At 56.1% G+C, this 12,333-nt stretch carries 10 protein-coding genes; 9 read left to right on the forward strand and 1 reads right to left on the reverse strand.

The window, feature by feature from the left end:
• The 5 genes from FFI95_RS11030 (at nt 1) to lpxC (ending at nt 5,444) form a co-directional block, all read left to right on the forward strand.
• Nucleotides 1–966, forward strand: coding sequence for a D-alanine--D-alanine ligase (locus FFI95_RS11030; RefSeq protein WP_144823236.1), 966 nt, complete (start codon nt 1–3; stop codon nt 964–966).
• Complete coding sequence (locus FFI95_RS11035) at nt 959–1,798, forward strand: cell division protein FtsQ/DivIB (protein ID WP_144822518.1); 840 nt, start codon at nt 959–961, stop codon at nt 1,796–1,798. Before FFI95_RS11030 ends, FFI95_RS11035 begins: the two co-directional genes overlap by 8 nt.
• Before the next feature lie 36 nt (nt 1,799–1,834).
• Complete coding sequence (gene ftsA / locus FFI95_RS11040; RefSeq protein ID WP_144822520.1) at nt 1,835–3,070, forward strand: cell division protein FtsA; 1,236 nt, start codon at nt 1,835–1,837, stop codon at nt 3,068–3,070.
• 98 nt (nt 3,071–3,168) lie between these two features.
• Nucleotides 3,169–4,326, forward strand: coding sequence for a cell division protein FtsZ (ftsZ, locus tag FFI95_RS11045; protein ID WP_144822522.1), 1,158 nt, complete (start codon nt 3,169–3,171; stop codon nt 4,324–4,326).
• A gap of 200 nt (nt 4,327–4,526) precedes the next feature.
• The gene (gene lpxC, locus FFI95_RS11050; RefSeq protein WP_144822524.1) at nt 4,527–5,444 is read left to right on the forward strand and encodes a UDP-3-O-acyl-N-acetylglucosamine deacetylase; all 918 of its coding nucleotides are present in this window, start codon (nt 4,527–4,529) and stop codon (nt 5,442–5,444) included.
• An 11-nt stretch (nt 5,445–5,455) separates the two neighbouring features.
• Here lpxC and FFI95_RS11055 read toward each other — a convergent pair whose 3' ends face one another.
• Nucleotides 5,456–5,902 (reverse strand): DciA family protein, encoded by a 447-nt coding sequence (locus FFI95_RS11055; protein WP_144822526.1) that lies wholly within the window; start codon nt 5,900–5,902, stop codon nt 5,456–5,458.
• Nucleotides 5,903–6,116: 214 nt separating this feature from the next.
• Here FFI95_RS11055 and FFI95_RS11060 point away from each other — a divergent pair, with 214 nt between their 5' ends.
• The 4 genes from FFI95_RS11060 (at nt 6,117) to FFI95_RS11075 (ending at nt 12,295) form a co-directional block, all read left to right on the forward strand.
• On the forward strand, nt 6,117–7,070 hold the full coding sequence (locus FFI95_RS11060) for a M23 family metallopeptidase (RefSeq protein WP_144822528.1): 954 nt from the start codon (nt 6,117–6,119) through the stop codon (nt 7,068–7,070).
• Nucleotides 7,071–7,224: 154 nt separating this feature from the next.
• The gene (secA, locus tag FFI95_RS11065; RefSeq protein WP_144822530.1) at nt 7,225–9,969 is read left to right on the forward strand and encodes a preprotein translocase subunit SecA; all 2,745 of its coding nucleotides are present in this window, start codon (nt 7,225–7,227) and stop codon (nt 9,967–9,969) included.
• A gap of 116 nt (nt 9,970–10,085) precedes the next feature.
• Nucleotides 10,086–11,303 (forward strand): bifunctional glutamate N-acetyltransferase/amino-acid acetyltransferase ArgJ, encoded by a 1,218-nt coding sequence (argJ, locus tag FFI95_RS11070; RefSeq protein WP_144822532.1) that lies wholly within the window; start codon nt 10,086–10,088, stop codon nt 11,301–11,303.
• A 2-nt stretch (nt 11,304–11,305) separates the two neighbouring features.
• Nucleotides 11,306–12,295: a Nudix family hydrolase gene (locus FFI95_RS11075; protein WP_144822534.1), complete on the forward strand. Its 990-nt coding sequence runs from the start codon at nt 11,306–11,308 to the stop codon at nt 12,293–12,295.
• Nucleotides 12,296–12,333: the final 38 nt, after the last annotated feature.

Raw genomic sequence — 12,333 nt, forward strand, 5'->3', positions numbered from 1 at the left:
ATGCAGCAGCCCCGGATAAACGCGTATCAGGCGGACCCGGAAACGGTCCGGGCTCTGGGACGTGTCGCCGTTTTTATGGGGGGGGATTCCGCAGAGCGGGAAGTCTCGCTGAAAAGTGGAGAGGCTGTTCTTGCCGCCCTGGTATCGGCCGGCGTAGATGCCTTTGCTCTGGATGTTCAGGGCGACCTGCTAAAAACGGTAGAAAACCCTGAGTTCGACCGGGTGTTCATTGCTCTGCACGGTCGTGGCGGTGAAGACGGAACCCTGCAGGCCATTCTGTCTCAGGCCGGCATTCCGTACACCGGCAGTGAGGTCATGGCTTCAGCTCTCGCCATGGACAAGCTGCGGACCAAGTACGTATTTGCAGGCTGTGGCTTGCCGACACCAAAGTTCAGGGCGATGTCGGCCGCCAGTGAAGCCGAACAGATAATCACGGACCTGCGCCCGCCGTTGAGTGTCAAACCCTCGCGGGAAGGGTCCAGTATTGGTATCCGCAAGGTCACGACGGCTGCGGAACTGGTGGATGCCTATGAAGCGGCCGCTGTGCTGGACAACCTGGTGCTGGTGGAAGAGTGGATTGAGGGACCGGAGTTTACCGTCAGTCTGCTTCAGGACAGCGCCCTGCCAGCCATAGGGCTGAGCACAGACCATGAATTCTATGATTACGACGCTAAATACCTGGCGGATGATACCCGATACCAGATTCCCTGTGGCCTGGCTCCGCGGGATGAAGTTAGGTTGCAGCGCCTTTCTCTGGAGGCATTCCGGGTGGTTGGCTGTCGCACATGGGGTCGCGTCGACATTATGCAGGACAGCAAGGGTGAGTTCTGGTTGCTGGAAGTGAACACCGTGCCGGGCATGACCGATCACAGTCTGGTGCCCATGGCCGCAAGAGCGGCAGGGATCAGCTTTGAAGAACTGGTTGTACGGATTCTGCAGGACACTCTGGAGGGCGTGCATGCTTGAAACACTGATGATCCGGAGTCGGGCGGTACCGCCTGACCCTCCCCGGCGCCGGGGAGCAACCTCCCTTGGGCCGGAGAAGGACCGGTTCGGAGTGTTGAAGGCAGTATTGTCTGCGGTCCCCTGGCTGCAGGCAGGTATGGGAATCGCAATCCTGCTTGCCGCAGGCCTGGTGCCATGGGCAACAGGTAAGGTGCTGGCGGCTATGGACCAGAAAATTCAGGCCATTGATGTGCATGGTGATTTTGTTGGCGACAACCGTACCGCCATTGAACGACAGGCAGGCCAATGGATCGGGAAAAGCTACTTTTCAACAGACCTGTCGGACATCAAGGCAGACCTGGAGGCGCGTCCCTGGGTTGAAACGGTTGCTGTGCGTCGGGAATGGCCCGGGCGCCTGGAAATCGACATCCGGGAGAAGAAACCGCTGGCCTATTGGACCGATGGCCGGTTGGTCAGTCGTACCGGCGAGGTTTTCCAGCCACCCAATCCGGAAGTGGCGGGGCGGCTGCCACAGCTTGCCGGCCCTGATGAGCGGATTCGTGATGTGATCGCCATGGCACGGACAATGAGCGACAACCTGCTGGAGCATGGCCTGGGTTTTTCAGGGTTGTCACTGGAGCGACGAGGGGCCTGGACCCTGAGCCTTGCAAACGGAATTGAAGTGGTGCTTGGCCGTGATCAGGTCGAGAAGCGCTTTGAGCGATTTATCACAGTGTATGAAAACCGGCTGGTGTCCCGGTCGGATGAAGTTAGCCGGATAGATGCCCGTTACACAAACGGTGTGGCGGTTCAATGGAAGCCAGAGCAGGTTGCTTCCGGCCCAAAAACCTGAAAACAGTAAATTCAGACCTACGGTTTGGTGGAACACATGGCATCGGTTGAAACGGAAAACATGATTGTCGGCCTCGATATCGGCACCTCGAAAGTGGTTGCGATTGTCGGCAAGCGCAAAATGGACGGAACCATTGAAGTGGTGGGGATTGGTTCCCATCCGTCCCGGGGGCTGAAGCGGGGCGTTGTCGTCAATATTGAAACCACAGTTCAGGCCATTCAGCGGGCAGTAGAAGAAGCTGAACTGATGGCCGGGTGCCGTATTCACTCGGTTTACGCCGGGATTGCCGGCAGCCACATCAAAAGTCTGAACTCCCATGGCATTGTTGCGATCCGTGATCGGGAAGTAACCCAGGCAGATATTGACCGGGTGATCGATGCCGCACAGGCCGTCGCCATTCCGGCCGATCAGAAGATTCTGCATATTCTGCCGCAGGAATTTGTGATCGATAACCAGGAAGGCATCAAGGAGCCCATGGGCATGTCGGGTGTGCGCCTGGAGGCAAAGGTGCATCTGGTGACCTGTGCCGTTAACGCTGCCCAGAACATTGAGAAGTGTATTCGCCGGTGTGGCCTTGAAGCGGATGACATCATTCTGGAGCAGTTGGCATCCAGTCACGCCATTCTTACCGAGGATGAAAAAGAACTGGGTGTCTGTGTAGTGGATACCGGTGGCGGCACGACAGACATTGCCGTGTTTACCGGTGGCGCCATTCGCCATACCGCAGTGATTCCCATTGCCGGCGATCAGGTGACGAATGATATTGCCATGGCATTGCGCACTCCCACGCAAAATGCGGAAGAAATTAAAACCAAATATGCCTGTGCGTTAACACAACTGGCGGGTGCGGATGAAACCATCAAGGTGCCCAGTGTTGGTGACCGGCCGCCGCGGGATCTGTCGCGGCAGGCGCTGGCTGAAGTTGTGGAGCCTCGTTATGAAGAGCTTTTTACACTGGTTCAGTCGGAATTACGGCGGTCGGGATTTGAAGACCTGATTCCGGCCGGCATCGTGATTACAGGCGGTTCCTCCACCATGGAAGGCGTGGTGGAACTGGCCGAGGAAATCTTCCACATGCCGGTAAGGCTCGCCTGTCCGCAGGCAGTTTCCGGCATGACGGAAGTCGTCAATAACCCGATTTACGCCACGGGCGTCGGGTTGCTGATACACGGTTTTCGGCAGATGGATCTTGGCCGGGGGCCTGTGCTCAAGGGTGAAGACGCACCCTCGCTGTTTGAGCGCATGAAAGCCTGGTTTACCGGTCATTTCTGACGGTGCCGGGAAAGCAGTAAACGAAGGTATCTCGAAAATACACTCTCGGATAAACAGCCTGGAACAAGGCTGAAAAAACAGCACGAAGGAGTAGGGGAATGTTTGAACTAGTAGATAATGTCCAGCAAAACGCTGTGATTAAAGTCGTCGGTGTTGGCGGTGGTGGCGGTAACGCTGTTCGCCACATGCTCAACAGCGACATTGAAGGTGTGGAGTTTGTCTGCGCCAATACAGATGCTCAGGCACTGACTGATCTGGACGCGCGCCAGATCATCCAGCTGGGCGGTAACATCACCAAAGGTCTGGGAGCCGGGGCCAACCCGGAAATCGGCCGTCAGTCGGCCCTGGAGGATCGCGACCGTATTGCTGAAGCCATAGATGGCGCCGACATGGTGTTTATCACGGCCGGCATGGGCGGTGGTACAGGCACGGGTGCAGCACCCATTGTGGCCGAAGTGGCCCGCGAGATGGGTATTCTCACTGTAGCTGTGGTTACCAAGCCCTTCAATTTTGAAGGCGGTAAGCGCATGAGCCTGGCCGAGGAAGGTCTCAGGGAGCTGGAAGAGACGGTAGATTCCCTGATCACCATCCCGAACGAAAAGCTGCTTGCCGTAATGGGCAAGAAAACCAGCCTGCTGGACGCATTTGCAGCGGCAAATGACGTTCTTCTGGGTGCGGTTCAGGGTATTGCAGATCTGATCACCCGCAATGGCATGATCAACGTCGACTTTGCTGACGTTAAAACCGTCATGTCCGAGATGGGCATGGCCATGATGGGCACAGCAAGGGCAACGGGCGACAGCCGGGCGCAGGAAGCAGCCGAAGCCGCCATTCGCAGTCCGCTGCTGGAGGATGTCAATCTGCAGGGCGCCAAAGGCATTCTGGTCAATATCACGGCCGGTATGGACCTGAACCTGGGCGAATTCTCCGAGGTTGGCGATATTGTGCGTGAGTTTGCTTCAGAGTCTGCCACGGTTGTTGTAGGTACGGTGATTGATCCGGAAATGACCGACGAGCTGAAGGTGACTGTTGTCGCAACCGGGCTTGGCGGAGACCGGGAGAAACCGACCAAGGTTGTGGACAACACCCGCACCCTGGATGGCAAAACCGATTACAATCAGCTGGATCGTCCGGCAATCCTGCGTCGTCGTGCGGTTGCCGATGGCAACGTTGCGCTCGACCAGAGCCGGGAAAGCGAAGAGCAGGGAGTCGACTATCTCGATATTCCCGCATTCCTTCGCAGACAGGCTGACTGATAATCTGTTGCAATAGTGCACCGGTACTGCACTCTGGCCGTGCAGAAAAACCGGGGTGGAAGCGCTGACGTACCTGCAACCCGATAGTGTGCGGGCAACAGGCCGTATTGGGCCTGTAAATGGTACCCAGTCGTATTTTTTGATATTCTACGGCCAGTTTTTGCTTGGAATATCGCCAATTTTTACGGAATAACGAACCGATGATCAGACAACGGACACTTAAAAACACGATCCGTGCTACCGGCATCGGGCTGCACTCAGGGGAGAAGGTGTACCTTACCCTGAAACCGGCGCCGGTAGATTCGGGAATCATTTTCCGCCGCACCGATCTCGACCCGGCGGTCGAGATCCTGGCATGCGCCGAAAATGTGGGTGAGACCATGCTGTCCACGACGCTGGTAAAAGACGGTGTTCGTGTGGCGACAATTGAACACTTGTTGTCAGCCATGGCTGGTCTCGGTATCGATAACTGCTATGTTGAGCTAAGCGCAGCAGAAGTACCGATTATGGACGGCTCTGCGGGACCATTCGTGTTCCTGCTGCAGTCTGCCGGCATTGCCGAACAGGATGCCCCCAAGCGATTCATTCGCATCAAGCGGGAAGTCACCGTTGAAGAAGGTGACAAAAAAGCCACCTTCCTGCCGTTCGAAGGCTTCAAGGTGAGTTTTGGAATCGACTTTGATCACCCTGCGTTCAAAGATCGTGTCCAGACCGCTACGGTCGATTTTTCAAGCACGTCTTTCGTTAAGGAAGTCAGCCGTGCACGGACTTTCGGGTTCATGCGCGATATTGAAAAACTCCGGGCGATGAACCTGGCTCTGGGCGGCAGCGTCGACAATGCCATTGTGGTTGACGACTACAGAATCCTGAACGAGGACGGTCTTCGCTATGAGGACGAGTTCGTCAAGCACAAAGTACTGGATGCGATCGGCGATCTGTACCTGTTGGGCAACAGCCTGATTGGTGAGTTCCGCGGCATCAAGTCCGGTCATGATCTGAATAATAAGTTGCTGCGCAAACTTCAGGCAGAAGAGGATGCGTGGGAAGTGGTTACGTTTGATAACGAAGAAACCGCGCCCATCTCCTATATGAAGCCTGTGCTTGCGGTACCGGCATAAGGCTGGATGCCTTAATCCCGGACGTGGCTTGCGAGTTTTTCGAGAACCTCGCGTAGTTTTTTATCCTTCGTGTGCCCGGCCTCCTCTTTAAGGAGTCGGGCATTCTCTTTGCTGAGCACCGCTTTTTTTACCTGTGGCTGTTCGGAAAATCTGGGAGGCGTTACTTTCACGTTAAGCTTCCAGACAAACCGGAACAGCTCATTCTCACGCAGCTTTTCCATGATTTCATGCTGACGGAAACGGATCTGGCTGGCTTTCCCGGCATTTTCTGCGGAGAGCGTCATAACCCCTTCCAGGCAGCACACAAAGCGTGTTCCAGTGGCCAGCGCAGGCGGCAGTGTTGCCAGAACCGCTTCTTCAGCCTGGCTGTGGGTATTTGCCTTTGCAATCAGTTCCCGCAGTACCGGGGTCCTTCCAAGAGTGTCGAAGGTCACTTTTTGCTCATTTTTCCGGGTCATGGGGTGGGTTCTTCTCGACGACAATGATAACGATTGGTTACACTTCGGCACCTTTTCTGCATAGTGCCGGCGCCTCCCTTGTTTTACCTTGTTGTGAATGAGTGTGTCTACCGGGCGCTGCGCTTTTAACAGTACGTAGTTGTTGCCAGGGATGGCAGACCCGCTCGGAATCGTCTGGGTTGCAACGCTACAGGATGACGGTTGTGGCTCGTTTATGAAACCAGAAGACAATATGAATATTATTTTTGTTGGCAAAAGCCATGGGCAATCTCGTGTGCTGTCGCTTAATGGAACAGTGGTGTTTGCTCTGGCACTTGTGGTCCTGGCGCTGATTGTTTCAGCTGGCTGGGCCGGGTACCGGCTGGCCATAGCTGAGGCTGAAGCCCGTGAACCGACCGAGTCGGAACTTGTTGCACACTGGCGTGGCAAACTGTCTGAACAGAAAACCGAGCTGGCAGGGCTGCAACAGAGCGTGCAGGCGCAGGTGGATGCCCTGACGCTGCGTCTTGGTGAAATCCAGGGTCGTCTGTTGCGTCTGGATGCTCTGGGTCAGCGGTTTGTGGAATCCGGGCTGGTGGCCAGTGATGAGTTTGACTTCAGCCAGCCGGCAGCTGTGGGTGGCCCTGAGGAGTCCTTGTCATCAGATTCCTTTTCCGCCCCTGAGCTGACGCGGATGATTGACGAACTGGAAAACAAAATGCAGAGCCGGGAGCAGCAGCTACGCCTGCTGGATCAGGTCTCATCCCGCCGGAAGCTGGAAGATGAGCTCTACCTTGAAGGCCGGCCAATCACCTGGGGCTGGCTGTCTTCCCCATATGGTTATCGTTCGGATCCGTTCAACGGAAAGCGTACCTGGCATGCTGGGGTGGACTTGGCGGGTAAAGATGGCAGTGACATTATTGCCGTTGCAGGTGGGGTGGTAACCTATGCGTCCGAGCGCAGAGGTTATGGAAATCTGGTTGAGGTCGATCATGGCGATGGCCTGGTTACTCGCTATGCCCATTGCAAGACAATCAAGGCCAAAGTGGGTGATGTCGTGCAGAAAGGCCAGGTGCTGGCGCTGATGGGAAGTACCGGTCGCTCTACCGGGCCCCACGTACACTTTGAGGTGATACGTAACGGCAAAACTGAAAACCCTGAAACCTATATTAAAAGAGCCAGCCGGTAACCCTGTATAGCGCCAGCTTCAACAGGCGCTACCGCTTCCGGTATTTGCCAACAGGCGGCGCAGAATGCCGGCACTGTGAGCCCTGCCTTTTGTACTCTTGTTAAATAAGGTTAGAATGCCGTCTTCCTCCGTTTAATTAAAGAAGCAGTGGTCTATGTTCTCAAAGTTTGCAACCAAGATGTTCGGCAGTAAAAATGCCAGAGAAATCAAGAGAATGCGCAAGATGGTCTCGCGCATTAATGGGCTTGAAGAGCAGTTTGGCAAGCTGACGGACTCGGAGTTGCAGGGGAAGACGGCTGAATTTCGTCGTCGGCTTGATGAAGGGGAGAAGCTGGATGCGTTGCTGCCGGAAGCATTTGCGACCGTCCGCGAAGCCAGCCGCCGTGTTATGGGCATGCGTCACTACGATGTTCAGATGATTGGCGCCATTACCCTTCATGAAGGCCACATTGCGGAGATGAAGACGGGTGAAGGTAAAACCCTGGTTGCAACGGCTGCTGTTTATCTTAATGCGCTGCCCCAGAAGGGCGTACACGTTGTCACGGTAAACGATTACCTTGCAAGTCGGGACGCCGAATGGATGGGTAAGCTATACCGTTTCCTCGGGCTACAGGTAGGCGTGGTTGTAGCGGGGCAGCCACCGGAGGAAAAGCGGGCAGCGTACCAGGCGGATATCACCTACGGTACCAATAACGAGTTCGGGTTTGACTACCTGCGCGACAATATGGCGTTCAGCACTGAAGACAAGGTACAGCGCGAGCTCCATTATGCGATTGTTGACGAAGTTGACTCCATACTGATTGATGAAGCCCGTACGCCACTGATTATTTCCGGAGCCGCCGAAGACAGCTCCAAAGCTTACCGGGCCATTAATGAACTGGTTCCCGGCCTGGAAAAAGGGGAAGTCAGCGAGGAAGGGGAACCCTCTGGCCACTTCACCATTGATGAAAAGTCGCGTCAGGTAGAACTGACCGAGGCCGGGCATGAAAAGGTTGAGGAGCTGTTACTGAGTCGCGGCTTACTGGAAGAGGGCGAAAGCCTTTATTCAGCAGCCAACCTGAGCCTGTTGCACCATGTTCACTCAGCCTTGCGTGCCCACCACCTGTTCCAGAAAGACGTGGATTACATTGTTCAGGGTGATCAGGTGGTCATCGTTGATGAACACACCGGCCGTACCATGCCGGGAAGGCGCTGGAGTGAAGGTCTGCATCAGGCAATGGAAGCGAAGGAAGGTCTGACCATTCAGGCAGAAAGCCAGACCCTGGCATCCACCACCTTCCAGAATTACTTCCGGCTATACGACAAGCTCTCCGGGATGACGGGCACGGCGGATACGGAAGCTTTCGAGTTTCGCCAGATTTATGGACTTGATGTGGTGGTTATTCCGCCCAACAAGCCGATCCAGCGGGTTGATTACAACGACCTTGTTTACCTCACCGAGGAAGAGAAGTTTCACGCCATCATTGATGAAATCAAGGATGTGACCGCTGAAGGGCGCCCCATTCTTGTGGGTACGGCCTCCATTGAGGCGTCTGAGCTGCTTTCCATGCTGCTGAAAAAAGCCCGCATTGAGCACAAGATCCTGAACGCCAAACAGCACGAATCTGAGGCGCAGATTATTGCTCAGGCGGGCCGCCCGGGTGCGGTTACTATAGCAACCAACATGGCCGGCCGGGGTACCGACATTGTCCTGGGTGGTAACTGGGAACATGAGGCTGCGGCGCTGGACAACCCGACAGAGGAAGACGTTGCGCGCCTGAAGGCCGAGTGGACAGAGCGGCACAATCAGGTTCTGGAAGCCGGTGGTCTGCACATTGTGGGTACCGAGCGTCACGAATCCCGGCGTATCGACAATCAGCTGCGTGGTCGTGCCGGACGCCAGGGTGACCCGGGGTCTTCCCGCTTCTTCCTGTCCCTGGAAGACAACCTGATGCGTATCTTTGCGCCAGACCGGGTCAAGAGCCTGATGCAGGCCATGGGCATGAAAAAGGGAGAGGCGATTGAGCACCGCATGGTGTCCAATGCCATTGAAAAGTCCCAGCGCAAGGTTGAAGGCCGTAACTTCGACATGCGTAAGACATTGCTGGAGTATGATGATGTCGCAAATGACCAGCGCTCGGTCATTTACGAACAGCGTAACGAGGTAATGTCCTCTGAAGATGTCTCCGACATGGTTGATACCATCCGCGCGGACGTTGTGGATGCGATGGTGAGCGAGTACATACCGCCTCAGAGTATGCCTGAGCAGTGGGACGTGGCAGGTCTGGAATCCCAGCTGCAATCGGAAATGGCGATTGATCTGCCGGTTCAGCAGTGGCTGGATGAAGACAAAAAGCTCTACGAAGACAACCTGCGCAAGAAAATTCTGGATGAAATAGTGGCAGCGTATCAGGCCAAGGAAGAAGTGGCCGGTGCCGAGTCCATGCGCAAGTTCGAAAAACAGGTATTTTTGCAGGTGCTCGATACCTTGTGGAAGGAACATCTTTCCAATATGGACCACCTGCGCCGTGGTATTCACCTGCGCGGTTACGCCCAGAAAAACCCGAAGCAGGAGTATAAGCGTGAGGCGTTTAACCTGTTCCAGGATATGCTCGAGACCATGAAGCGCGATGTCACCCGCGTGCTGTGTCACGTTCGGGTACAAAGCCGTGAAGAGATGGAAGAGGTTGAGCGTCGTCGTAAGGAAGAGCTTGAGCAGGAGCTTGCCCGCGCCCGTTTGCAGCACGAAGAAACCAGCGCGACAGCCCAGAGTGAGGGTGAGGAAGAGCGACGGAATGAAGGTCAGGGCCAGGCAACGCCTGAGACTTTCGTGCGACAGGAGCGCAAGGTTGGCCGAAACGAGCCCTGTCCATGCGGATCCGGGAAAAAGTATAAGCAGTGTTGTGGCAAGGTAAGCTGACCCCCCCGGCGCTGATACACGCTAAGATACGGAGCCCGCAATCGACCAGGTAACTGGCAGACTGCGGGCTTTTCTATTTCAGATACATTTATTACAGAGTCATAAGGAGCGGCAGGATGGCGGTTGGACCAGGAACATTACCCGAGTTTTTCCCGGTAGCAGGGGTAAAGCTGGGAGTGGCCAGTGCAGGCATAAAAAAAACCGGGCAAAACGATGTGGTGGTGTTTGAGCTGGCACCGGGTAGCCGTGTGGCGGGTCTGTTTACCCGCAATCAGTTTTGCGCAGCCCCGGTTACCCTGAGCCGCAGACATCTGGCAGAGAAGTCACCGCGTTACCTTCTGATCAATACCGGCAATGCCAATGCAGGAACAGGCGAGCAGGGCATGACCGACGCACTTACCTGCTGCCAGGCATTGGCGGAACAGGCCGGAGTCAGTGCTGATGAGGTGCTGCCGTTTTCTACGGGGGTAATTGGTGAGCCTCTGCCGGTACAGAAACTGGTGGGTGCCATGCCTCATGCGCTGACCGGCCTGGCGCCCGACCGCTGGCCAGAAGCTGCAAGTGGCATCCTCACCACGGATACACGTCCGAAGGGCGCATCCGTACAGGTTGACCTGGGAGGCCACACAGTAACAATCTCGGGTATTAGTAAGGGGTCGGGCATGATCTGCCCCAATATGGCGACCATGCTGGGTTTTATTGCCACCGACGCGGAGATTGAGCCGGGAGTGCTACAGACTCTGGCAGAGGAGCTGGGGGAGCAGTCCTTCAACCGGATCACTATTGATGGCGACACCTCAACCAATGATGCCTGCATGCTGATTGCAAGTGGCCAGTACGGCGGCCCCGGGATCACTCAGGACAGCCCGCACCTGGCGACCCTTCGGGAGGCTCTGAAAGCCGTCTATCTGGATCTTGCCCACGCAATTGTCCGGGATGGCGAAGGGGCGACCAAGTTCGTCACTATCCAGATCAATGGTGCGGCTGCCACTAAGGAGGCTCTGGATGTGGCGTATACCGTCGCCCACTCGCCGTTGGTAAAAACAGCATTATTTGCGTCTGATGCAAACTGGGGGCGGATTCTGGCAGCTGTCGGGCGGGCCGGTGTGAATGATCTGGATATCAATGCCCTGGAGATCTTTCTCGGTGATGTGTGTCTGGTAAGAAACGGGGGGCGTGCTGCAGAGTACACTGAGGAGAAAGGGCAGGCGGTAATGAGCCAGGAAGATATTGCCATTACCATTGACCTGAAACGCGGCGATGTAAATGAAACTGTCTGGACCTGTGACTTGTCTCAGGAGTATGTCTCCATCAATGCCGATTATCGTAGCTGAACATGACCGGTAATGGTTCTGAGGTACGGGAAATCCATGTGGCCGTTGGTGTTATTGTGCGTGATGGCTACGTCCTGATTGCGCGACGCCCGGATCACGCCCACCAGGGCGGTCTGCTGGAGTTTCCCGGGGGGAAAGTCGAGCACGGAGAGACAGTGCAGTCAGCCCTGGTCCGTGAGATAGCGGAAGAAACCGGGCTGCAACTCTCCAGCAAGGCGTTACATCCACTGATATGCATCCGTCACGATTACGGCGATAAGCGGGTTGTTCTGGATGTCTGGCGAACGGATCAGGCCAGGGGCGAGGCCCACGGACGTGAGGGGCAGACGATTCACTGGGTACGACCGGAGTCTTTACAGGATGAGGATTTCCCTGCGGCAAACCGGCCCATTATCCGGGCCTTGAGGCTGCCATCCCTGTTGGCGATTACCGGGGCGTTTCAGCCTGATAGTACCAAACCCGAACAGTTACGCGCAGCGCTTACACAGTTTGCCGGAACCAGCGGCAATGGGTTAGTAGTGTTGCGTGCGCCGGGTCTGCCCCGGGATGTGTATGCGACCTTTGCAAAAAACGGGCTGGAGGCTGCTGGAAGCACTGGGCACCATCTTTTGGTGCATGGCGGGCCCGGTGTGTTTACAGATAACCCGGGCGCGGCCGGACTGCATATGCCCTGGCGGGAGGCGAGCAAACTTGATACCAGGCCCGTGCCCCGCGGGGTCTGGCTGGGCGTTTCCTGTCACAATGCCGGTGAAATAGATCATGCAGTGGCCATTGGCGCAGATTATGTGACGCTCGGGCCGGTAAAGCCCACGGCGACCCACCCGGGAGCACCTGCCCTGGGCTGGGACGGTTTCCGTGATCTGGTCGCGCATGCGTCGGTTCCTGTTTTCGGGCTCGGCGGGCTGTATCCGGAGGATCTTCGCAGGGCGCAGCTTGCCGGCGCTCAGGGCGTTGCCGGCATACGCTTCTGGTGGCCGCAGACCGAATCATAATCGGCCGGCGAGGTCTGTTCTGGTATGCTCGGGCCTTC

It is taken from the genome of Marinobacter piscis, from assembly GCF_007671655.1.
GTDB lineage: Bacteria > Pseudomonadota > Gammaproteobacteria > Pseudomonadales > Oleiphilaceae > Marinobacter > Marinobacter piscensis.